This window comes from Pradoshia sp. Z5_111 (assembly GCF_058267535.1).
Genome location: NZ_JBZCPQ010000003.1, coordinates 133,931 through 156,784, shown reverse-complemented (window position 1 = coordinate 156,784; position 22,854 = coordinate 133,931). Strand labels below are relative to the sequence as shown.

Genomic DNA, 22,854 nt, shown 5'->3' with positions numbered 1-22,854 from the left:
AGGAGTTTTGTTTATGAACCTCATTCAGAAAGCTCGAACCTTACTGTCCTTAGATAGTAAAACCTTCATGATGTATGTAGAAGCTTATTGTTCCTTAGGAGTAGCCAGGATACAAAAGAGTTTGCCCTTTTCAAAAATTGCGCCTAAATTGGGCAGAAAAATGGAAGAGACACCATTAACCTATGTGCCAGCCCATGCTGAAATCCTGGAGTCAGTGTCCAAAAGCTTGGAGACGATGAGCAGATATACGTTTTGGGAAAGTAAATGTCTTGTTATGGCGATTGCAGGAATGAGAATGCTTGAGCGGCGTGGCATTGAAAGTACTCTTTATATGGCAACAGCAAGAGATAAAGATGGAAAGATGAAGGCTCATGCCTGGCTGCGGAGTGGATTATATTTTGTGACTGGAGCCAATGGGAAGGAAGGATACACAGTAGTGGGAACCTTCGCGAAAAGAATGGGGGATCAGAAGGAGGAAAAATGATGGATAGACAACCTTTGCACGTGACCGGTTTTTCCAAAGAGCTGAACCTAATGCTCGCCTTGATTAAAAATGAAAGGGACTCCGTAAAAATTTTATTAAACAGTTCAATCAATTGGTATGTATTTCTGGAGGTTGTGAAACAGCACAGATTGTATCCGATGATTTATAAAAAATTGAATGATGGGTTCGGTAAGGAAATTCCTCGGGAAATACTGGCGAAGCTTAGAGGCCTTTATCAACAGAATACCTTTCAAATGATGAAAATGAGTGCAGAAATGGAACGTTTATCAGATTGTTTTCAAAAACAGGAGATTCGTTGCTTGTTTCTGAAGGGGCCTGCGCTTGCACATCAGCTCTATGGGAATTTAACAATGCGTACATCCAATGACCTTGATGTGTTAATTTCCCTTAAGGATTTTAAAAAGGCAGATGCCATCCTGATCGAAAGAGGATATGAAAGAGATGAATATAAACGTTCTGTTTTAGGGGATTGGAAATGGAAAAACCATCATGTGGAATATATGCATCCCGATACCTTACAAAAGGTAGAGCTTCATTGGAAGCTGCATCCGGGCGGGGCAAAAGAGCCAAGCTTTGATCAGTTATGGAATCGGAAGCAAATCAGTACTTTGACAAAAAAAACAACGTATTTACTTGGTACAGAAGATCTCTACTTATTTTTATTGTTACATGGAGCCCGGCACGGTTGGTTCCGGTTACGCTGGCTGATTGATCTGGCTGATCTGTCGAAGCAAATCACAGATTGGCGATTGATTAAAAAGATGAAGCAACGCTATCAGGTTTCACATATCGCTGGTCAGGTTGGATTGTTGGCAGAAGAATTGTTAGACACGAAGCTTCCGCTTTACGGCCATGTGACGGAGCGGTCGTATCGGTTGGCTGAAGATGCCCTGTTTTTAATCATAAACGAGATTGATATTCATGATGATAGACTTTCGAGGCGGTTTCGCAAAAGGGCTGATGACTACTATCAATCTATTATGACGAGAAGGCAAAAGGCCTTTCGATTTTACGGAGCGCTGTATCCTTGTATTGATGATGCCAAGACATTGCCATTGCCAAAATCGCTTCATTTCTTATATTTTCCGCTGCGACCGTTTTTGTGGATGTGGAGGCAGCTCGTTTAGTTAGGGGAGATCACGGGTGAAATCATTATGGATATTTATCCAAGAATTAAGAACGTATTCAGGTAAAATTTTATATGTGAATTTACTTGGTATGGTAATGGTTAGTTTTATAGAAAGCATTGGTATTCTTCTGCTCATTCCGATCATTGAGATGAGCGGCATGCTTGGCCAATCAGGCAAGTCATTGCCCTTTAGTGAACTATTTTCAGTTGTTGATGAGATTCCTGTCTTCATTGGATTGGCGATTATTTTAGTTATATACGTACTAATTATTACAGGACAGAACTGGATTCAAAAGAAATTAACGATTCAAAACAGAATGATCTACGTGGGATATACCAATCATATGAGATCAAAAATATATCAGTCCTTGCTTTGGGCTGACTGGTTGTTTTTTTTGAAGAAGCGACGTTCTGATTTATTGAACAGCTTAACGGATGAATTGAACAGGGTGAGCGTGGGCATCAGTCAGTTTTTACTTCTGGCTACCTCTGTCGTTTTTACGATTATTCAAATTGGAATTGCATTGTGGTTGTCTCCTGAAATTACATTTTTCGTATTATGCTGCGGGGCCGTGTTGGGTCTGTTTTCGAGAAGATATATTAAAAAGTCAGAAGCAATTGGAAATCAGACAACAGAAGTCGCCAGATCCTATTATGGTGCGATATCCGATCATTTGAATGGTATGAAGGAAATTAAAAGTAATTCATTGGAACATACGATGAATAACTGGCTAAGCGATTTCAATGACCGATATACACATGAACGCATGCAGAATGCAAATGTACAGGCACAATCTCAATTTTTTTATAAATCCTCACAGGCTTTGCTAGTTGCCCTTTTTATCTATTTATCTCTTAATCTGTTTCATTCTGCACCTGAAGAATTGCTAGTGATTGTTTTAATTTTTTCGAGATTATGGCCAAGGTTTACAGCGATTCAGTATAGTATGGAACAAATTGCATCAGCCCTTCCTGCCTTTGACTCATTAATAAAGCTGATGGAGGATAGTCGGTCTTCCAGTGAATCCCCTGCAGAACAAGGGAAGTTCTTTCATATTGAAGGGGATCTTACTTGTCAAAATGTCTCCTATCGCTATCAGGCAGAATCGGAGACCTATGCATTAAAAAATATCAATCTCACGATCCCGTTTCAATCTACGACAGCCATTGTCGGACGATCCGGGGCTGGCAAAAGTACATTAATAGATTTGTTAATGGGTCTATTAATAGCAAATGAAGGCAAAATTTTTATTGGTGATATTGAAGTAAATGAAGAGAACAGATACTTATTCAGGCAAAACATCAGCTATGTCCCACAGGACCCATTCCTGTTTAATGGAAGTATCCGGGATAATTTTATGTTAATTTGTCCAGAAGCAAAAGAGGAGGATTTATGGGAAGCGCTTGAATTTGCTGCAGCCGCCCAGTTTGTTCGTAAATTGCCGAATGGACTGGATACATTAATAGGAGATCGGGGAGTTCGTCTCTCTGGTGGAGAAAGGCAAAGGCTTGTGTTGGCAAGAGCGATTCTTAGAAAACCATCTGTACTCATTTTGGATGAAGCAACAAGTGCACTGGATCAAGAAAATGAATCCAAAATCCAGGATGCGCTCGATCGATTAAAGGGTAAGATGACCATCATCATTATTGCCCATAGGCTGTCAACAATCCGCAATGCAGATCAAGTACTAGTTCTTGATGAAGGAAGGATTGTTCAGACCGGGCGATACAAGCAGCTTGCCGCTGAAAAGAAAGGAGTATTCAGCCATTTGCTTGGCTCTTAAAGCATTTTTCTGGAATTGTAGGAGGAGTATAGGATGGCAGTGAGAAGATTGGGGGGAGTGGAATGAATCCTGGAAAGTCAAAAGAAATCAATGTACGGGAATGGATCAGGGTTTTAAAGAAAAGGTTTTGGATAATTGCCATTTTTACAGTCATTACATTTGTTTGTGGTTTATTCTATATCAAATGGTTTACGACTCCACTCTATCAATCTTCAGCGACGATTATCATCGAAGCGGATGCTGACCTCAGGAATACTCTTCAGGTGATTATTAAAGACTCGAAAGTTATGGAAAAAGTAGGTCAAGATCTGGGTCTTTCGATAAGTCCGGAGAATTTGGCCGCGAAGATTTCCGTAACGAGTATTGATAATTCACAGGTAGTCAATATTGGTGTGGTTGATTCTAATCCTGACCAGGCAGCTGCCATTGCTAATACAACAGCTCAAGTATTTAAAGAAGAAGTGCCTAGCATTATTAATTTTGATAATGTTCATTTTCTATCAGAAGCAAAAGAAGATCCAACTCCTATCAATGAGAACCAAATGAAGCTAATCATTATGGCAATAGGTCTGGGAGTGATTGCCGGGATAGGAATTGCTTTTTTGCTTGATACACTTGATCATTCCATTCGCAGTACAGAGGATATAGAGAACTTGATTGGAATCCCTGTGGTTGGAAGGATTTCGAAGATTCAACGAGTAAAAGGCAGTTCAATAAGCACACAACGACAAAAAGCCAAGGTTAGCCACAGGGGTGAGAAAGTTTAATTATGAATAAAATAAAACCACTTGAAATGATTAGCGAAAAGCTAGTTACATTGTCGATGAAAAGATCACTCGTATCTGAGGAGTTTAGAGAAATACAAGCAAATATTCATTTTTCAGAGGAGGGGGCAAATTGTCGGGTTATTCTAGTTACCTCACCATCAGAGGGGGAGGGTAAAACCACCATTGCTTCCAATCTGGCTATTTCTATGGCTTTACAGGGTGAAAGTATCTTATTGATTGATGCAAATTTAAGTAAACCAGCTATTCATTCCTTGTTTAAAATTCGTAATACCATTGGGTTGACTGATTTATTAATGAGGGAGACAACTTTGGGTCAAGCAGTCTATCCTAATTGGGTGGAAACATTGGCTATATTGACTACAGGGGAAAAGCTACCAAAAGCGGGATTGTTAGGCTCCGATGTGATGGATGAAATTTTATATGAAGCTACTGAAATCTATGACAAGGTCATTATTGATTCTGCTCCAATTTTAGAGGCAACCGATACGAAACTGCTGGCTCATATATGTGATGGTGTATTACTGGTTATTCAAAAGGATCGCACTTCAATAGAAGACGCATCCCAGGCACGCAAGATGCTGGAAATGGCCAAAGCAACGGTTATTGGGGGAGTCTTAAATAAATAGGATTTTTTTTAATCCGGTGTTCTTTATATAGAATTATTAGTGCTTTTAATGGAATCGGTACTTTTGGTGATGTCTCCTTACCACTATCAATGGAGGCACTCGGTCATCTTGTGGGTGTTAACCTTAGACGCCAGTCGTCGGGAAGGTGATGTGAGGATGGGTTTGATGCCCTATTGATTTTATGTAAAGGATTAGTCCGTACCCATGAAGTAGTTCTCGGTGGAGTGTCTTCATAATAGATTCATTTTTTGTCCATTTTATAACACCGGGTAAAGACCTTACTTATATGATTGAGCGGCATATAAGTAAGGGCTTTATGACGAATAACAAGCGAAGGAGGGGAAAGCATGAGTTATAAACAACGGTTTTGGATTTTCGCTCTTATAGATTCATTTATGATCCTGATAGCCATTCTTTATGGCACATTTTTGATAAATGCATATATTACGGTTGATTTAAAGGATTTATTGTTACTTGCATCTATGGTAATCACCGCTACCCTATGTTTTTCGGTGGTATTCAAGCTATATAAAAAAGCATGGGAATATGCAAGCATTGAAGAATGGTTTGTTATTTTTAAAACAGTGTCCTGTTCGATTATCACAGTCGCTATTCTTCAATTTATTTTTATGGATCATGTATTCGTTCGTTTGCTTGTTACAGTTTGGCTATTGAATTTAACGTTAATGGGTGGGGCACGTTTAGGCTGGCGGCTATTCAGGGACTCTGTTCTAAAGCCTGGCCAGACAAAATCGCGAATCTTAATAGTCGGTGCTGGTTCTGCTGGAATGATCGTTGCCAGCCACCTGCAAAAAATAACAGATTCCCATGTTCAGCCGATAGGATTTATTGATGATGATTTTGCCAAACAGCATCTACATATCCTAGGTATCCCAGTATTGGGGAAGACGAAAGATATCCATTCTATTGTGGAAGCATGGCATGTAGACGAAATTATAATAGCCATTCCATCCTTGCCGAAATCAACTTTATCGCAGCTGTATCAAATCTGTATAAGTACAAATTGCATAACGAAAATGGTACCTGCTCTGGATGATATTTTATCCGGGAAAGCTCCGATTAATGAGTTTCGTGATGTACAGGTTGAAGATTTGTTGGGACGAGATTCTGTTCAGTTGGATACGGAAAAGATTGAAGAGAACATCCAAAACCAGGTCATTCTGATAACAGGGGCAGGTGGTTCAATAGGCTCAGAGATTTGCCGGCAAATAGCCAAATTCAAGCCTAGGCAAATCATTCTTCTGGGGCATGGGGAGACGAGTATCTATCATATTGAAATGGAATTAGCTAACGTGGAGGGATCATCCGATATAGAGATTATTACCGAGATTGCGGATATTCAGGATTTTAATAAGATGATGTCTGTGATTGGGAAGCATTTGCCCGATTTAATCTTCCATGCAGCTGCTCATAAACATGTTCCTTTAATGGAAAGGAATCCGGATGAAGCAGTTAAGAATAATTTGATTGGAACGAAGAATGTAGCGAGAGCTGCCAACTGGCATGGTGTTAAAACATTCGTCTTAATTTCTAGTGATAAAGCTGTCCATCCAACAAGTGTAATGGGGGCGACGAAACGGTTGGCTGAAATGGTTGTTCAAAATATGAATTATGACAGCCCGACAAAGTTTGTCGTAGTCCGTTTTGGCAATGTGCTTGGTTCACGCGGCAGTGTCATCCCTTTATTTAAAAAACAAATCCAGGCTGGAGGACCGGTTACGGTTACACATCCGGATATGTTTCGTTATTTTATGACAATCCCTGAAGCATCCAGATTGTGTATTCAGGCAGCTGCTCTTGCTAATGGCGGGGAAATATTTGTTCTCGATATGGGCGAACCGGTTAGAATTGTAGATTTAGCTAAGAAACTAATTACCTTAAGCGGATATACGCCAGAGGAAATTGATATTCAGTATACCGGAATTCGTCCTGGTGAAAAATTAGTCGAAGAATTGCTGAATCAGAATGAGATCCTGCGAAATCAAGTGTTTCAACATATTTATATTGGAAACTCACAACCGATTGATATAGAACTGATTAATCAATTGATACGAGATTATCCTGCACTCACGAACGAACAGCTAAAAAAGCAATTATTTATGCTGACTGATTATAAAAAGCCAAGGGCTGCCCGAATGGTTATGGAGGGATGAAGCGATGACAAAAACGATTTTGTTCTGCGCAACAGTCGACTATCATTTTAAAGCCTTTCATCAGCCGGTTATGAAGTGGTTTAAGGAGCATGGATGGAAAGTTCATATAGCAGCGAGCGGTAATCTAAACCTTCCTTATGTGGATAAAAAGTATACCATTCCTGTGCATCGCTCCCCCTTTCATATCCAAAACCGTTCTGCATATCTTGAGCTTTCATCTATTATTGAACGGGAAAACTACGAAATTATTCACTGCCACACACCAATGGGAGGCTTGCTTGCCCGACTGGCAGCCAGAGAAGCAAGGAAAAAAGGGACCACTGTCATTTATACGGTACATGGATTTCATTTTTATAAACACGCGCCATTCGTAAATTGGCTGGTTTACTATCCGATTGAAAAATGGCTGGCGAATTATACGGATTGCCTAATTACGATTAATGAAGAGGATTATGGGCTTCTCAAGCAGCACCCATTTAAGGCAGGAAGAATCGAAAAAATAAATGGAGTCGGTGTTGATATAGAAAAATTCACGCCAATTGGGCACGCGGATAAAGTAGAGAGAAGACAGAGCTTCGGTTATTTTGCAGATGATTATCTATTATTTTATGCTGCTGAATTTAATCGAAATAAAAATCATCAGTTTCTGATACATGCCATAGCCCATTTAATAGAGTCAGTTCCTAATGTAAAGCTATTGCTTGCGGGGGATGGAGAGTTGCTTGAGGAATGCAGAAATCTAACAGAGAGATTAGAGATTTCAGATCATGTAGAATTCCTTGGCTTTAGGAATGATATAGATAGACTTTTACCGATCTGCGATGTCCTTGTATCCTCGAGTCACCGTGAAGGGCTTCCGGTCAATGTAATGGAAGGGATGGCTTGCGGGCTGCCAGTAATCGCTACACAGAATCGGGGCCATAACGAACTGGTTCGGGACTCTCAAAATGGCTGGATTGTCGAACAAAATGATAGGCAGACTATGGTCGATAAACTGGCCGAACTTTATTTCAACCCAGTAATGGCATCTATGATGGGGACCAAAGGAAGAGAAATCATGGAGAGTTCGTACAGCGTGGGGACAGTGTTGCAGCAAGTGAGCAGAATCTATCAATCTTATATGACCGGAATGGGGGAGGAAGTGTGGACAGCCCAATAAGAGTATTGCATGCAGTGGTGAATATGAATCGTGGCGGTGCTGAAACATTTATTATGAATCTGTACAGGAATATGGATAGAAGCCGCATTCAATTTGATTTTTTGACATGCAAGCCAGGGGTGTTTGATCAGGAAATAAAAGAAATGGGCGGAATCATTCATCGAATTCCTTATATTTCAGAGGTTGGCCCATTTAAATATCAAAGGTTATTAAAGGATTTTTTTTCGAATCATCCTGAATATCAAATACTTCATTCCCATTTGGATAAGATGAGTGGGATGGTATGCAAGGCGGCAAAAAAAAGCGGAGTATCCATCCGTATTGCCCATAGTCATAATACCGAAAGTGAAGGAAATCGGGCAATTAAATTATTTAAATGGTATTCCGGTACGCTTGTTCAAGCATTTGCCTCTCATTATATTGCTTGTTCGAAGAATGCAGCAATATGGTTATTTGGCAAATCCTCTGCAGCGGCAACGATTATCAAAAATGGGGTGGAGAGCGAGCGCTTCTTATTTTCAGAAGATAGGAGGCGTCTCGTTCGGCATAAACTGAATCTGATGGATGATGAGTTTGTATTCGGACATGTCGGAAGATTTCATAGTCAAAAGAATCACGCATTCCTGATTGAGATATTTGCAGAAACCTTGAAGTCTTACCCTAAAGCAAAACTGATTTTGGCTGGGGATGGGCCGTTGCGTAAGCGAATCGAACGTCTGGTTTTTGAAAAGGGGCTTAGGGACCATGTGCTTTTTCTGGGGATTCGGGAGGATATTCCCGACCTTTTACAGGCATTTGATCTCATGTTATTTCCCTCCTTTCATGAAGGTTTACCGGTCACAATCATTGAAGCACAGGCTGCCGGGCTTCCTTGTATTTTGTCTGATCAAATCACTCAGGAGGTAGATTTGGGTGTCCAGTTAATTCGGTATGCCAGATTAGCCGAGATAGACGAATGGCTAAATAAAATACGCTATTTTGCGAAGAGGGATACTGATAGGAAGGTACAGGAAAGAACGCTGACTGATAAAGGATATAATATCCGTTTTACTGCAGAATGGATGAATAAATTTTATATGAATCTTCTCAATCCTGTAGATGAAAGGAGGGATGGCGGTGTCCGAATCTCCTAAAATATTGACTATATTTACGCCAACCTTCAATCGTGCCTATTGCTTAGGGACCTGTTACGAAAGTCTGAAGAAGCAAACATGCAAGGATTTTAGCTGGTTGATTATCGATGACGGGTCCAATGATGGGACAGAAAAACTGATCCGTTCCTGGATCGAGGAAAAAGTCGTGGAGATCCGTTATGTTTATCAGGAGAACCAGGGTATGCATGGGGCTCATAATACAGCGTATCAATTGATAGATTCAGAATTAAATGTATGTATTGACTCTGATGATTATATGCCGGTGGATGCGGTTGAGAAAATCATCTCTTTTTGGTTGAAGTATGGCGGAGAGCATGTGGGTGGCATTATCGGACTCGATGCCTATCCTGATGGAACTATCATTGGGACAAATTTGCCCGGCCATATTGAACAATCTACATTATTTGATCTCTATCATAAGCATGGAATGAAAGGAGATAAAAAACTCGTCTACCGGACATGCCTTACGAAAAAATATCCGTACCCATTATTTCAGGGTGAACGATATGTAGGACTTGATTATAAATACTACCGGCTGGACTGTGAATATGAAATGCTTTTGATGAATGAAGTCTTTTGCTGTGTTGAATATTTAGAGGATGGATCAAGCCTTAATATGCTCTCCCAATACAGACGTAATCCAAAAGGATTTGCCTTTTATCGAAGAGAACTAATGAAGCTTCCGATGGCGGGAATGCTATTTAAATTCCGTCAGGCGATTCATTATGTATCAAGCAGTATGCTGATTAGGGATAAACGATTCCTGCTGGATACACCTGAAAAATGGCTGACTGGATTAGCCATTCTGCCCGGACTTTTACTCTATACCTATATCTTAAGAAAAACGGCAACCTAGACGGGTCTGTCTTTCAGGTGGGGAAAGGAGACTGTTATGACAGTATTATATGCAAATTTGGCATTGGTAACGATGTTTGCCTTGATGGCCAGGTACTATTCACTGGATTTAGGTCTTGGTTCAATGCCAATCAGGCCAAGCAAGCTATTCACTCTGCTTGCTCTTCTAACCCTCGTATTTGTCTCGGGATTACGTTCAAATATTGGTGATACCTTTTTTTATATGCATGCCTACAAAATAAACAAAATAGATTGGGCGTATATTTTCGAAAATAAAGACATTGGGTTTGGAATTCTGCAAATGCTGCTTCAGAAGATTTCAATGAATCCGCAGCTGTTAATTTTTATGACTGCCTTGATCACGAATGGTCTTATTATCATAGTGCTCTATAAATACTGCCGTTTAATAGAAATAGGCTTGTATGTATTTATCACAAGCGGTCTCTTTTTAACTTCCATGAATGGGCTGCGACAGTTTTTGGCTGCAGCCATTTTATTTATGGGAACTAAATATTTGATAGATGGTAATTGGAAAAAGTATGGTTGCATTGTATTGCTGGCTTCAAGTATTCATATGAGTGCTATTATTATGATTCCAATCTATTTTCTGGTAAGAAGCAAGGCGTGGTCTAAAACGACGTTATTGCTTCTTTTTTTATCTGTCATTCTCGTACTCGGGTTCAACTACTTCTCCGAACTGTTATTTTCAGCATTGGAATCCACTCAATACGGCCACTATCAAAGCTTCTCTGAGGGTGGAGCCAGTATGCTGCGTGTACTTGTCACCTCCGTGCCTCTTTTGCTGGCTTTTATGGGAAGAGACCGGCTTAGAGAGCTATTTCCTGCTAGTGACGTAATTGTAAATATGGCCGTGTTAGGTGCTGTATTTATGCTTGTCTCTACACAAAACTGGATATTTGCCAGGTTTTATTACTATTTTGGTCTTTATCAATTGATCTTGATTCCATGGGTCGTTCAGTCATTTAGAGAAAGGGATCGAAAGCTGATTTACTTTGGAATTTTAATTTTTTATTTTGTTTTCTTCTATTATGAGACAGTTATTTCTCTTGGTATTGAGTATAAAAGTCATTTATTCGGCGGGTGATAGGATGAAAAGAGTTTTGCATATTGTGAGTGCTCTTGAGAGAGGCGGTGCAGAAATGATGATTATGAATATCTATCGCAGAGTCAATCATCAAGAGCTTCAATTTGATTTTGTTTCACACGGCTTAAAAGAGGGAGATTTTGAAGAAGAAATCAGGAACCTGGGCGGCAGAATATACCGGATTAATAGTCTGGGAAGAGCTGGGCCTGTTGCTTATGTAAAAAACCTTATTTCCATCATAAAAGACGGCCATTATGAGGCTATCCATGTACACACCGATTTTCAGGGAGGTGTGGTGGCCTTTGCCGCTTTTTTGGCAAAGGTGAAAATTCGAATCTGTCATTCTCACTGCACCAGCTGGAACAGAGGAGAACATGGAATACAGGCTTTAGGGCTGCAGGCTTTAAAGGGAATGATTCGAGTATTCGCAAATCAATATTGTGCATGCAGTCGGGAAGCTGGCCGGTTTTTGTTTGGCAGTAAGTCTCGGATGAACATACTTAACAATACGATTGATGTTGCAAGCTATCAAACTTTGAATCAGGTTGATCGGCAACTGGAAAGGAGTAGGCTGGGTATTCCGGCAGAGAGTATCGTGATTGGCCATGTGGGACGTTTCTCCGAATCTAAAAACCAATTGTTTATTCTGAAGCTTCTCCACCACCTTCATCAAAACGGAGTAAAGGCTACAGCTATCATAGTTGGGGATGGTCCGTTAAAACAGAAGACAGAGGCAGAGGCTGAAAGATTGGGTTTGGCAGACGTGGTTCATTTTCCTGGAATAAGGGGAGACGTTCCAAAATGGATGTATCTCTTTGATGTCTTTGTCTTTCCATCTCTTTTTGAAGGGTTTGGCATCGCCGCTCTTGAAGCACAATGCGCGGGAACACCATGTATTGTGTCTGATGGTGTTCCGGCTACGGTCGATGTAGGGTTGGGATTAGTAACCAATCTCAGTCTTGAAGAATCAATCCATAAATGGACAGAAGCGATTAGAGGAGCTGCTGCTCAGCAGAGATTGTCATTGTCAGTGATCCATGAATTTCTTTTACAAAATGGCTTTGATGTGGAACATAGCGTACGACAATGGGAAGAGCTGTATATGTCGTAAGAGTTAAGGTGATTTGGAATGAAGAAAAAACTATTATTTATGACTCAGTATTTACAAACCGGCGGTGTGGAGAGAAGTCTGCTTGCCCTTCTTCATCAATTGGATTATGAGAAATATGAGGTTGATTTGCTTTTATTCGATTACAGTGGGGTTTTGTTTTCGCAGGTTCCGCGTGAGGTGAACCTATTGCCGCCATTATATGATACATTCTCGATGCCCTTAAAGGAAGCCATTCCTCATTTGGTGCGGGGCAAACAGTATTCTCTTTTAGCCGCCAAGCTATTGTCAGCATTTGTGGGGAGGATTTCCAAGGGAGTTGGGACAGCAGCAAGGTGGTCTGTTTACCGTCATACACTTCCCGTGAGCGATAAAATGTATGATGCAGCTGTCAGTTATCTTGATTTCTTTTGTAATTATTATGTGGTTGAGAAGGTAAAAGCCAAACAAAAAATCGTCTATAACCATATGGATTACCACTACAGTATGGGACAGGGCTGGCCTGCGCCTGATTTGGATGGAAGGATATTTGCAAAAAGTGATTGGATTGTATGTGTATCTCAATCAGCCAGTCACTCGTTAACAGAATACTTTCCGGAGATATCCAATAAGATAAAGGTCATTCATAATAAAGTTTCGCATGCAGCTATTCTAAGACAGGCAGAGGAACCGGTGGAGCTGCCGGGTGAGAAATTCGCAGAAGGATATACATTCGTTACAGTGGGCAGATTGGTTGAGGAAAAAGGGATATGGGAGGCATTGGAGGCTTGCAGAATGCTCGTGGAACGTGGAATGCAGTTTCGCTGGTATTGGATTGGAGATGGACCGGAGATGAAATCTTTAAAAAAGAGAGTGATGGAGTATGGGCTTGAGGACAGTTTTCACTTGTTAGGGGAAAAAGCAAATCCTTATCCTTATATGAAAAACTCCTCCGTATATGTACAACCTTCACGAACAGAGGCGCATTGTGTTGCGGTAGAAGAGGCGCTTGTGCTGGAGTGTCCAGTTGTAGTGACAGATATCCCTTCCTTTCGTGGGCAGCTCAGGAATAAGCAAACAGGCATAATTGCTGAGAAAGGGCCAACTGGATTGGCCGATGCCATTGAACAATTATGCACATCTCGCGAGCTATTTATTTCGCTTAAGGGAAATTTATACAAGAGGAACAATCAGCAATTGAACCAGCTCCATCCGTTGGTAGATTTATTGGAAGGATAATTTCCTGTCATTTTTATTTCTTACTTTATCTTCGTGAGAATATCTTTGCATTCAGGAGGATTGCCAAGAAAGTGAGGCAAAACCATTTTCACTTCATTCCTGCCGAACGTTGTGAAACATAATTCCTCTAAAAATCCTTGCAAATGAGGTGCAATTAATTGAAAAGAGTATTTGACTTCAGCATGGCTCTGGCTATGCTGATTCTTTTATGGCCATTTATATTCATTCTGGCCATTGTAATCAAATATAAATTGGGATCGCCCATTCTATTTAAACAACAGCGTCCCGGTTTATATGCAAAACCATTCCAGCTTTATAAATTCAGGACAATGAAAAATGATTGTGATGAGCATGGGCATTTACTACCGGATGAAGTACGGCTAACCCCCTTTGGAAGCTGGCTCAGGAAATATAGTCTGGACGAGTGGCCGCAGTTGTATAACGTGCTGAAGGGTGAACTGAGCTTTGTTGGGCCAAGGCCTTTATTAATGGAGTATTTGCCCTATTACACCGAAGAAGAAGCGAAACGCCATTTGGTTGTGCCTGGTATAACAGGCTGGGCTCAAATCAACGGCCGTAATAACATTAGCTGGGAAGAAAAATTCGCATATGATCTATGGTATGTCAATCATCATTCCTTTTGGCTGGACTTGAAGATTTTATTCCTTACCATTAAAAAGGTTATTCATTCTGAAGGTATTACCAAAAAAGGAATGGCGACAGTAGATTATTTTGAACGCCCGCTGAAGGAGTGAGTGAAATGAATTTTGCAGTTATTGGCCACGGAGGACACAGTAAAGTGATCAAAGATTTAATAGAATCTAGTGGGAGTAATCAGATTATTGCCTATCTTGATGATAAGTATGAATTGCTCGACACCATTTTGGATTTGTACATTGGTCCTGTTCATTCGATTCCTTTTATTTTGAACCAGTTTCCAGATGTCAAAATTGTCTTGGCTATCGGAAACAATGCGACACGAAAAGCGATTGTGCAGAATCTTACTCTTCCGGAGGATCACTATTGTACTCTAATTTCTGATCAGGCCGTCATTAGTCCTGGTGCTCGAATAGATGTAGGATCTGTTATCATGCCGGGTGCCATCATCAATTCAGATTCGAAGGTAGGCAAGCATGTGATTGTCAATACGGGAGCTATTATTGATCATGATTGTAGGATTGGGGATTACGCCCATGTTTCACCAAAGGGATGTTTAACCGGATCAGTGACACTTGAAGAAGGTGTGCTGATTGGGGCCGGAGCCACTGTTATTCCAGAAATAAAAATCGGTAAATGGTCCCGTATAGGAGCCGGAGCAACGGTTGTTAAGGATGTTCCGGATTATTGCAGAGCTGTGGGTGTACCCGCCCGAGTTACTGAAATCAAAGAAGGGGGTGGAACCATTGCAGACGGTGGCTAATAAAAAAAGAATACCCCTGGCAACACCTCATTTAAGCGGTGAAGAAATGGTTTTTCTACATGAAGCTCTGGATGATAATTGGATTGCTCCTGCCGGACCACATGTAGATGCGTTTGAGAAAGAAATTGCTGAATTTGCGGGGGTGAAGGGCGCGGTAGCTGTCAATTCAGGGACAGCGGCGATTCATTTAGCGCTTTCTTTAATGAATGTGGGCAAAGGCGATATTGTTTTTTGTTCATCACTTACCTTTATAGCCAGTGCCAATCCTGTGATTTATCAGGGTGCTGAGCTTGTATTTATTGATTCTGAACCGGAGACTTGGAATATGTCCCCGGAGGCTCTTGAAAGAGCGCTTGAATTCGCAGTGAAAAGGAATAAACTTCCTAAAGCTGTTATTGTGGTGGATTTATATGGGCAAAGTGCAAAGATGAATGAGATTTGTGAAATATGTTCTAAATACAGGGTGCCCATTTTGGAGGATGCAGCGGAGGCTCTTGGTTCCTTTTATCATGGTCAATCATGTGGAAGCTTTGGAGAGTTTGGCGTATTTTCCTTTAACGGTAACAAAATTATCACCACTTCAGGTGGAGGTATGCTTTTATCTAATAATACTGAGGCTCTTGAGCGGGCAAAATTTTTAGCTACGCAGGCAAAGGAAATTGCGCCCTATTATCAGCATAAGGAAGTCGGATATAATTATCGGCTTAGCAATATATTGGCAGGAATAGGGAGGGCGCAGTTTGAGGTTTTACAGGAAAGAATTGATAGAAAGAGATTAATCTATGAGATGTATCGGTCAGCTTTATCGGAGATCGATGGTCTAAACTTTTTGCCGGAACTAGAACATACTGTATCAAATCGTTGGTTGACAGTCTTCACTCTGGAACATAAGGATGCAGTTACCCGTTGCTTGCAGGCGTTCAAAAATGAAAATATTGAAGCCAGACCGATGTGGAAACCATTGCATATGCAGCCACTATTCAAAGATGTAGATTACTTTACCCACAAGGATGATGTGTCTATATCTGAACAATTATTCAACAAAGGCATTTGTCTTCCATCAGGTACCAATATGACAGAAGAGGATATGGAACGAGTAATTGACTGTTTGCGGATGGCCTTAATGAAGTAAATAATCTGAGCTAAAGAGGTAGAAAAAAATGATAGGGAGAAATATACAGGATTTACGCAAACGTAAAGGAATGACACTGACCCAGCTAGCTGCAAATGCCGGAATATCTAAATCCTATTTAAGCAATATTGAGAGAGGAGTGAATCAAAATCCTTCAATTGAAGTATTGAAAAGGCTGGCTTATGTTTTGAATGCAGATTTAAAAACATTATTGCGCGTACAAGAAAGTGATGAAAACGATGAAAATCTGAATCAGGAATTAATCGATCTAATCGAAGAATTAAAGACAACCGTAATTGATAAAGAGCAAATGGATGAGTATCGGGCATTAATTGAGTATATTAAGTGGAAAAGTAAAGCGTAAAATAGCTGTTTCTATTTGAGAAGCGAAGGATTGAAGTAGGATGTTGAAACCGAAAAAGGTGAGTATCATTGTACCAATTTTCAAGGTGGAGAAGTATTTACCGCGCTGTATTGAAAGTCTGATTGCCCAAACCTATCAAAATATCGAAATTATCCTGGTCAACGATGGCTCAAAGGATTCCTGCGGAGAAATTATTGACTATTATGGCGAACGTGATCCTAGAATCATTCCGGTTCATAAAGAAAATGGCGGTGTCTCAGACGCGAGAAATACAGGAATGGATTATTCGAGCGGTGACTACACATTCTTTGTGGATGGAGATGATTGGATTAATCCGGCCCTGGTGAAAAGGCTGGTTGATAGAATAGAACAGGATAACGCAGATATTGTACAAACATCCTATTATTACGCATATAAGGATTATCTGCTGTATGATGAACGTTTTGAAAAACGGAACGATCCGCCAACTGTATTGGATAACCAACAACTAATGAAGGAGCTGGTTGTTAATCAAATCGTGAAAAACTTTGCCTGGGGAAAACTTTATAAAACAGAATTAATTAGAGATATCCCCTTTCAAAAGGGGATTTTTTTTGAGGATGTATTTTGGTCACATCTCGTGATGCAAAGGGTGAATACTTACGTAATTACACATGAACCTCTTTATTATTATTACCAGCATGCAGAGAGTATCGTTGCTTCCTATTCGAAGAAAAATTTGGACTTTCTTCAAGGTTTAAAACAACGCCATGAATTTTTAGAGAAATATTACAGCCATCTGGTAGATGAATCTTATAAGGAAATGGTAAAGGCTCATTTAATTCATTACCAGCTGCTAGTAAGGAATAGAAAAACAGATTTAAGCGGAATGTATCGTACGGAGATCAAACTGTATATTGAAAAGAACTATGCACGATTACAAAAGGCGGTAGCTGAAAATAAGGAGCTCAAGCTGGATTTGACTCTTTTTCAGTTTCATCCCTCTTTATATATTCTATTTCTGGCCGTAAAAAAGGGCATGCGAATGATGCGTCTTCTTCCAAGAACTAAAGGGCTCAAGCGAATCATGACCGATCGGAAGGATAGAGGGGTAAGCGTATGAAGAAGGTATTATTTGTGATTGATTCCTTAAGTTGTGCGGGTGCGGAAAAGAGCTTAATTACACTATTGTCTCTAATCGATTATTCCAAGTACTCGGTGGAATTACTCTTATTTGCTTATGGAGGTCCTCTTGAAAAATTGGTGCCTGCTGAGGTAAAGCTCCTGCCGCCCCTGCCATATATGCGTTTTACGAATCTAAGCTTTATCGACGCTATAAGGTATGCCATAAGTCATAGGGAATATCGAATGCTTTGGTCAAGAATCGCCTATTCGGTCCGGCTCAGATTGAGACCCTATAATAATCCTCAACTGGCGAGAATTTTTTGGGAGAGTGTATCAGGAAGGTTTAAGTCACGTTCAGAAAAGTATGATATCGCAATCAGTTACGCACAGGGAGTTCCTAATTTTTATGTAGCTGAAAAAGTGGAGGCTAAACGAAAATTCAGCTGGGTGAATGCCAGTTATGACCTTAATCCGAACGAAAAAAAGTATCAGGATAAATTTTATGAGCACTATGAAAAAATTGTGGTTGTATCCGATACGGCAAAAAGCATATTTATTAAGACTTTCCCTCAATTCCTTGAAAAAGTCGAGGTTGTTTACGATTTGATTGATGACACAGAGATAGAGTGGAAGGCAGAAGATGCCATTGTAGAGGATTATCCATTCAATAATGGATTTACACTATTAACGATCGGGCGTCTGGAGTATCTAAAAGGACTAGATTTGGCTCTTGAAGCATGCAAGCTGTTAAAGGAGGATGGGGTACAATTTCGTTGGTATGTTCTTGGGAAAGGGCCATTACAGGAAGAGATTGAGGGCTTTATTAAAAGAAATGGACTAGATAATCATTTTGTTTTGCTGGGGGTTACAGAAAATCCATACCCCTATATCAAGCATGCAGATTATTATGTACAAACCTCAAGGACTGAAGGATATGGATTGGCTATCGCTGAAGCGAGACTTCTCAATATACCTGTTGTTTCTACGAGGTTTGAATCTGTTCATCTACAAATACGGCATGGGATTAATGGGTTAGTTGTTGATATGAATCCGAGAGCTATTTACGAGGGGATTAAGGAATTAATGCAAAACCCGCTGCTTTGTGAGCAGATGATTGCTAACTTGCAGATGGAGAAAAAGGGAAACAGTGAGAATATCGACCGTTTTTACCGGTTAATTGACTGAGCCGCCACTACTTGAAGGATGAGAAAGATGAGAACTGAGCATTCAATTAAAAATATGTATATCGGTGTAAGTACACAGGTCATTATTGCGATACTTGGATTTATTTCAAGAAAAGTCTTTTTAGACAGTCTGGGGCTTACCTATCTCGGTATTAATGGCTTACTTACAAATGTACTTGCCATGCTCGCGCTTGTGGAGAGCGGGATTGGAGCGGGCATCGTTTATAGTTTATACAAACCACTTGCTGTGCAGGATCGTCCTAAGATTATCGCTCTCATACAGCTGTATAAAAGAGCCTATGCGGTTTTAGCAGGGATTATATTTATAATTAGCCTTATATTTTATCCTTTTTTAGGCTATTTATTAAAGGAACATGATGTAGGCATGACTATTACCATCGCCTACTTTCTTTTTGTGGCCAAAAATGTGATTGCCTATTTGAATGCTCACAAAGTATCCTTGATTACTGCTGATCAAAAAGAATATGTCATCATGCGAGTTAACTTTCTTTTTCAGCTGCTTGGATATGCAGGGAAAATTGTAATATTACTATGGACCGAAGATTACCTACTCTATTTGATCGTGGAGGTTGGGTTATTCCTTATTCAAACACTTATAAACGGAAATATCGTGAATAAACGTTATCCCTATATTAAAACCAAAATTCGCTATTCATTGGATGAGATTGAAAGAAAGCAGCTGATTACGAATATCAAAGCTTTATTTCTTCATACTATATCAGGCTTTTGTGTAACGAGTACGGATAATCTATTAATCTCTGCTTTTATTGGAGTTACGGTAGTTGGTATTTATTCAAATTATACGATGATTATAGGGCAATTGGGGACCATCATGGCCCCTCTTTTAGATGGGTTTGGCGCCAGTGTTGGTAATTTAATTGCTCTCGAGAATAAAGAAAAGCGGTACAGCATTTTTCGAATCACTTACTTTTTAAACTTTTGGATTTATTCGGTTGGTGTCATTTTTTTATACTGTATGCTTGAGCCATTTATTAATTGGTGGCTTGGAAGTGGTTATTTATTAGATTCCTTGACCTATATCCTTATCCTGGTGAATTTTTATGTAACGGGGATGAGAGCTTCCATCTTAATCTTTAAGGTAAAGGGCGGTCTATTTGTTCAGGACCAGTATTTTACTTTGTTAGAGGCTGGTGTGAATTTAGTTGCTTCTTGTTTATTGGCGATGTACATAGGATTGCCTGGCATTTTCCTTGGGACTCTCATTAGTACATTAACAACCGTTTTTTGGAATTCACCAAGGCTTGTATATAAGCATCTGTTCGATAAACAAGTATTTTCGTATTTTAAGACTTATACATTCTACGCTTGTTTAACGATTGGAACAGGCATACTTACCGTATGGGTGGCAGACTTAATGGTTCTTGAACAGACTTTCTTTTCTTTAGTGGCAAGAGGCTGTATTAGTGCCTTCGTGCCTTGTCTTGTGTATATGGCCCTTTTTTATAAAACGAATGAATTTATTTATATCAAAGATGTAGTGTTACATGCTCTCTGGAGAGGGAAGGAAGTAAAGCTCTCTAAATTCTTTATAAAATAATGAAAAGGTGATGGTATTGGGTTTGTTATCTGTATGCTGCTTGCTTATTATAGGAAGCAGCTTAATTTTATGGAAACGAAAGATTATCGTCGGCGTATGGTCAATTAAAGTTTTCTCATCCACTTCTATCGTCACAGAAGAGCCGGCTGAAAAAGTACTGAAAACCCCAACATTAAAAGCCACGGATGTAACAGATTTACCGGCTGAGTTCATTGCGGATCCGTTTATTGTCGTCCGAAATTCTACCTATTATATGTTCTTTGAGGTGTTGGATAAATCGACTATGAAGGGCGTCATCAGCTTTGCTCAAAGTGAGGATGGCCATACATGGAAATATGGACGGATGGTATTGCGTGAAAACTTTCATTTATCCTATCCGTATGTATTTGAGTATGGAGGAGAGTGCTATATGATACCGGAAACGATTGAAGCGGGTAAAATCCTCCTTTATAAAGCGAATAAATTTCCAGATGAGTGGGAGGTTGTTTCGGAATTAGTTAATGGAGAGTATGCAGATCCCAGTTTATTTTATTACAATCAAAAATGGTGGATGTTTGCGAGTAAACAGGGACAGCTGCACCTATTTCATTCCAATAATTTAATGGAAGATTGGAGCGAGCACCCAAAAAGCCCTCTGATATGCAATAATCATCATGTTACGCGGCTTGGTGGTAGAGTGATTGTTGAGAACGACAGAATTTATCGTTATACGCAGGATGGAAAGCCTACATATGGACGTGCCGTCAGAGTATTTGAAATTACAGAACTTAATGATAGCTGCTATGAGGAGAGAGAGATTAATCTTGTCTTACATGGCACAAAGACGAATGACTGGCGGAAGGATGGAATGCATAGTATAGATCAGGTGAAAACGGGCGAAAATCAATGGCTGGTCGCTGTCGATGGTCATAGACTCGAGACTCGTCCTTATTTGTTGTGGAAATTAGATTATATGCGTTATAAATATGGGAGTTGGCTCTGGAAGAGTACTTTTGCGTTTGTGGTCATCTAATTCATTCTGTGGAGGCTTAGTATTGAAAAGGCCATATTTCCAAGTCGTATTTTGGTTGTTCCTGATGATACTGTTTTTATTAATTTGGTTCCTATATCAGCAATGAATACTGAAATTCAAAAACCTCCCGCTATAAGACGGGAGGAAAGACCTGCGAAAAGCCTAAGCCTGGCTGAGTAAACTGGATAAATCGTTCCTAATGATATCGAGCCGATCTTCCATAAGGACCTGTGGAATCTTATAGCCGACAAACAAGGGAGATACAACAAAGCGTGGGATGGCCTTGCAAATAATCAAGTCGTGAAAATGGTAAAAGAAAAGGTTATAGCTGGTGCATCCCTTATGGAAACCATCCAAAATATAACGGACCAGGATTTGAAGCTTATCAGCAAAATCATCAATCTCATCTAAAGTGTTCAATATTAAATTAAATTCAGTAAAGCCGATAACTGGATACTTAGATACATTTAACTCAATACCGGATTTCTTGTAAACCTCTGTGCCCTCAAAATCAATCATAGCCATATTCTTATGGTAATCTACATGTTTCATCCCAATGACTTGCATATGGGCATGCTGAATGCTGCCGCCTGAAAAGGGACCATGATTCTTAAATAAGATAACGGACTCATACTCACCAGTCTTCTCGACTTCAAGCCATTTGGCAATACTGAAGCGTATTAATTCACGCATATGCTTTTGTTCATATCCCCTTATATCTTCATGACATTGATTGGTTTCAATGATGACCGTTTGATAGGTATCCAGAAGGGTGGGATATTTATTCATCAACCAAATGATATCTCCCTTTGTCTCAAGAATATCGGTAAGCTCATCTCTTTGGCAAAAGGGGCAGGCTGCTGTTTTATTACGGATAGTTTCAGGCTTTTGACTGCCAATTGTACTTGAAAAATATAATTGTTGCTGATCCATACTTGCACCTACCTCGTTAACTGTTAAAACTCGATATGTTTATTATAAATTAAAGATATGTACGATTGTATCTTTTTAACCATATTATAGAAATAAAAAATGTGTAAAAATACATAAAAAACTGTCGATAGTAACAATGAATATATATCTTTAGTTGATTAATTATAAAAACATGGACGGTGAGTAGTGAAATGGATTTCGAGTATAGAGATCAATATGTACAAGGAGAAATAGGTGATGTGATTGTCTTCAAAAGAGGAAATTTATTTATCTTTGGAGAAATTATAATACTGAGGGAAGCTTCGTGTATTGTGGAAATTTCTAAAGAATATGCAGACGAATTGAAACTCAACACAACCAGAACAGTTGTCAGACATGGTAATTATAAAATTATTGAGACCACAAAAATTCGTGCAAGAGTATGTGAGCAACAAATTAATGCATCCAGTAATCAGGTTTATCATTAAATTAACAAAGCTCAGGAAGTGATTGTAAAAGAACCAGACGTGCAATGAAATCAT

Annotated in this window: 22 protein-coding genes; 21 read left to right on the top strand and 1 reads right to left on the bottom strand. The window is 39.7% G+C overall.

Going from position 1 to position 22,854, the window contains the following annotated elements; all coding sequences use genetic code 11:
• Window positions 1-13: 13 nt before the first annotated feature.
• From AC4D4A_RS07625 to AC4D4A_RS07530, 20 genes are all read left to right on the top strand, one after another.
• A complete protein-coding gene (locus tag AC4D4A_RS07625; RefSeq protein WP_490995347.1) occupies window positions 14-484 on the top strand; it encodes a lasso peptide biosynthesis B2 protein in 471 nt (156 codons plus the stop codon).
• A complete protein-coding gene (locus AC4D4A_RS07620; RefSeq protein WP_490995346.1) occupies window positions 484-1,632 on the top strand; it encodes a nucleotidyltransferase domain-containing protein in 1,149 nt (382 codons plus the stop codon). The genes AC4D4A_RS07625 and AC4D4A_RS07620 overlap by 1 nt, the downstream gene beginning before the upstream one ends.
• A 16-nt stretch (window positions 1,633-1,648) precedes the next feature.
• Window positions 1,649-3,418 (top strand): ABC transporter ATP-binding protein, encoded by a 1,770-nt coding sequence (locus AC4D4A_RS07615; protein WP_490995345.1) that lies wholly within the window; start codon window positions 1,649-1,651, stop codon window positions 3,416-3,418.
• Between the two features lie 62 nt (window positions 3,419-3,480).
• On the top strand, window positions 3,481-4,185 hold the full coding sequence (locus AC4D4A_RS07610; protein WP_490995344.1) for a YveK family protein: 705 nt from the start codon (window positions 3,481-3,483) through the stop codon (window positions 4,183-4,185).
• A 2-nt stretch (window positions 4,186-4,187) separates the two neighbouring features.
• A complete protein-coding gene (locus tag AC4D4A_RS07605) occupies window positions 4,188-4,832 on the top strand; it encodes a CpsD/CapB family tyrosine-protein kinase (protein WP_490995343.1) in 645 nt (214 codons plus the stop codon).
• Between the two features lie 347 nt (window positions 4,833-5,179).
• Entirely contained in the window at window positions 5,180-7,006 is a 1,827-nt protein-coding gene (locus AC4D4A_RS07600) for a polysaccharide biosynthesis protein (protein WP_490995342.1), read from the top strand.
• 4 nt (window positions 7,007-7,010) lie between these two features.
• Window positions 7,011-8,165, top strand: coding sequence for a glycosyltransferase family 4 protein (locus tag AC4D4A_RS07595; protein WP_490995341.1), 1,155 nt, complete (start codon window positions 7,011-7,013; stop codon window positions 8,163-8,165).
• Window positions 8,150-9,298, top strand: coding sequence for a glycosyltransferase family 1 protein (locus AC4D4A_RS07590; protein ID WP_490995340.1), 1,149 nt, complete (start codon window positions 8,150-8,152; stop codon window positions 9,296-9,298). The genes AC4D4A_RS07595 and AC4D4A_RS07590 overlap by 16 nt, the downstream gene beginning before the upstream one ends.
• Entirely contained in the window at window positions 9,282-10,175 is an 894-nt protein-coding gene (locus tag AC4D4A_RS07585) for a glycosyltransferase family 2 protein (RefSeq protein WP_490995339.1), read from the top strand. The genes AC4D4A_RS07590 and AC4D4A_RS07585 overlap by 17 nt, the downstream gene beginning before the upstream one ends.
• Window positions 10,176-10,211: 36 nt before the next feature.
• Entirely contained in the window at window positions 10,212-11,279 is a 1,068-nt protein-coding gene (locus tag AC4D4A_RS07580) for an EpsG family protein (RefSeq protein WP_490995338.1), read from the top strand.
• Between the two features lie 4 nt (window positions 11,280-11,283).
• The gene (locus AC4D4A_RS07575) at window positions 11,284-12,390 is read left to right on the top strand and encodes a glycosyltransferase family 1 protein (protein WP_490995337.1); all 1,107 of its coding nucleotides are present in this window, start codon (window positions 11,284-11,286) and stop codon (window positions 12,388-12,390) included.
• Between the two features lie 18 nt (window positions 12,391-12,408).
• Window positions 12,409-13,605 (top strand): glycosyltransferase, encoded by a 1,197-nt coding sequence (locus AC4D4A_RS07570; protein WP_490995336.1) that lies wholly within the window; start codon window positions 12,409-12,411, stop codon window positions 13,603-13,605.
• 158 nt (window positions 13,606-13,763) lie between these two features.
• On the top strand, window positions 13,764-14,360 hold the full coding sequence (locus AC4D4A_RS07565) for a sugar transferase (RefSeq protein WP_490995335.1): 597 nt from the start codon (window positions 13,764-13,766) through the stop codon (window positions 14,358-14,360).
• A 5-nt stretch (window positions 14,361-14,365) separates the two neighbouring features.
• Window positions 14,366-15,025, top strand: coding sequence for an acetyltransferase (locus AC4D4A_RS07560; protein WP_490995334.1), 660 nt, complete (start codon window positions 14,366-14,368; stop codon window positions 15,023-15,025).
• Window positions 15,009-16,157, top strand: coding sequence for a DegT/DnrJ/EryC1/StrS family aminotransferase (locus AC4D4A_RS07555; protein ID WP_490995333.1), 1,149 nt, complete (start codon window positions 15,009-15,011; stop codon window positions 16,155-16,157). Before AC4D4A_RS07560 ends, AC4D4A_RS07555 begins: the two co-directional genes overlap by 17 nt.
• A gap of 28 nt (window positions 16,158-16,185) precedes the next feature.
• Complete coding sequence (locus tag AC4D4A_RS07550) at window positions 16,186-16,521, top strand: helix-turn-helix domain-containing protein (protein WP_490995332.1); 336 nt, start codon at window positions 16,186-16,188, stop codon at window positions 16,519-16,521.
• 40 nt (window positions 16,522-16,561) lie between these two features.
• The gene (locus tag AC4D4A_RS07545) at window positions 16,562-17,623 is read left to right on the top strand and encodes a glycosyltransferase family 2 protein (RefSeq protein WP_490995331.1); all 1,062 of its coding nucleotides are present in this window, start codon (window positions 16,562-16,564) and stop codon (window positions 17,621-17,623) included.
• Entirely contained in the window at window positions 17,620-18,810 is a 1,191-nt protein-coding gene (locus tag AC4D4A_RS07540; protein WP_490995330.1) for a glycosyltransferase, read from the top strand. Before AC4D4A_RS07545 ends, AC4D4A_RS07540 begins: the two co-directional genes overlap by 4 nt.
• 27 nt (window positions 18,811-18,837) lie before the next feature.
• A complete protein-coding gene (locus AC4D4A_RS07535; RefSeq protein WP_490995329.1) occupies window positions 18,838-20,388 on the top strand; it encodes a lipopolysaccharide biosynthesis protein in 1,551 nt (516 codons plus the stop codon).
• Between the two features lie 16 nt (window positions 20,389-20,404).
• On the top strand, window positions 20,405-21,400 hold the full coding sequence (locus tag AC4D4A_RS07530; protein WP_490995328.1) for a glucosamine inositolphosphorylceramide transferase family protein: 996 nt from the start codon (window positions 20,405-20,407) through the stop codon (window positions 21,398-21,400).
• A gap of 162 nt (window positions 21,401-21,562) precedes the next feature.
• On the opposite strand, the gene AC4D4A_RS07525 is transcribed toward AC4D4A_RS07530, so the two are convergent.
• Window positions 21,563-22,333 (bottom strand): DUF4931 domain-containing protein, encoded by a 771-nt coding sequence (locus AC4D4A_RS07525; RefSeq protein ID WP_490995327.1) that lies wholly within the window; start codon window positions 22,331-22,333, stop codon window positions 21,563-21,565.
• A 191-nt stretch (window positions 22,334-22,524) separates the two neighbouring features.
• Between AC4D4A_RS07525 and AC4D4A_RS07520 the strand changes: the two genes are divergently transcribed.
• Window positions 22,525-22,800 (top strand): DUF2187 family protein, encoded by a 276-nt coding sequence (locus AC4D4A_RS07520; protein ID WP_490995326.1) that lies wholly within the window; start codon window positions 22,525-22,527, stop codon window positions 22,798-22,800.
• Window positions 22,801-22,854 lie beyond the last annotated feature (54 nt).

What these genes read in the sequence shown, in the direction of transcription:
- AC4D4A_RS07540 (WP_490995330.1), top strand. Translation starts at nt 17,620, where the DNA reads ATGAAGAAGGTATTATTTGTGATTGATTCCTTAAGTTGTGCGGGTGCG.
- AC4D4A_RS07595 (WP_490995341.1), top strand. Translation starts at nt 7,011, where the DNA reads ATGACAAAAACGATTTTGTTCTGCGCAACAGTCGACTATCATTTTAAA.
- AC4D4A_RS07520 (WP_490995326.1), top strand. Translation starts at nt 22,525, where the DNA reads ATGGATTTCGAGTATAGAGATCAATATGTACAAGGAGAAATAGGTGAT.
- AC4D4A_RS07600 (WP_490995342.1), top strand. Translation starts at nt 5,180, where the DNA reads ATGAGTTATAAACAACGGTTTTGGATTTTCGCTCTTATAGATTCATTT.
- AC4D4A_RS07525 (WP_490995327.1), bottom strand. Translation starts at nt 22,333, where the DNA reads ATGGATCAGCAACAATTATATTTTTCAAGTACAATTGGCAGTCAAAAG.
- AC4D4A_RS07575 (WP_490995337.1), top strand. Translation starts at nt 11,284, where the DNA reads ATGAAAAGAGTTTTGCATATTGTGAGTGCTCTTGAGAGAGGCGGTGCA.
- AC4D4A_RS07605 (WP_490995343.1), top strand. Translation starts at nt 4,188, where the DNA reads ATGAATAAAATAAAACCACTTGAAATGATTAGCGAAAAGCTAGTTACA.
- AC4D4A_RS07560 (WP_490995334.1), top strand. Translation starts at nt 14,366, where the DNA reads ATGAATTTTGCAGTTATTGGCCACGGAGGACACAGTAAAGTGATCAAA.
- AC4D4A_RS07535 (WP_490995329.1), top strand. Translation starts at nt 18,838, where the DNA reads ATGAGAACTGAGCATTCAATTAAAAATATGTATATCGGTGTAAGTACA.
- AC4D4A_RS07610 (WP_490995344.1), top strand. Translation starts at nt 3,481, where the DNA reads ATGAATCCTGGAAAGTCAAAAGAAATCAATGTACGGGAATGGATCAGG.
- AC4D4A_RS07620 (WP_490995346.1), top strand. Translation starts at nt 484, where the DNA reads ATGGATAGACAACCTTTGCACGTGACCGGTTTTTCCAAAGAGCTGAAC.
- AC4D4A_RS07550 (WP_490995332.1), top strand. Translation starts at nt 16,186, where the DNA reads ATGATAGGGAGAAATATACAGGATTTACGCAAACGTAAAGGAATGACA.
- AC4D4A_RS07625 (WP_490995347.1), top strand. Translation starts at nt 14, where the DNA reads ATGAACCTCATTCAGAAAGCTCGAACCTTACTGTCCTTAGATAGTAAA.
- AC4D4A_RS07570 (WP_490995336.1), top strand. Translation starts at nt 12,409, where the DNA reads ATGAAGAAAAAACTATTATTTATGACTCAGTATTTACAAACCGGCGGT.
- AC4D4A_RS07580 (WP_490995338.1), top strand. Translation starts at nt 10,212, where the DNA reads ATGACAGTATTATATGCAAATTTGGCATTGGTAACGATGTTTGCCTTG.
- AC4D4A_RS07545 (WP_490995331.1), top strand. Translation starts at nt 16,562, where the DNA reads ATGTTGAAACCGAAAAAGGTGAGTATCATTGTACCAATTTTCAAGGTG.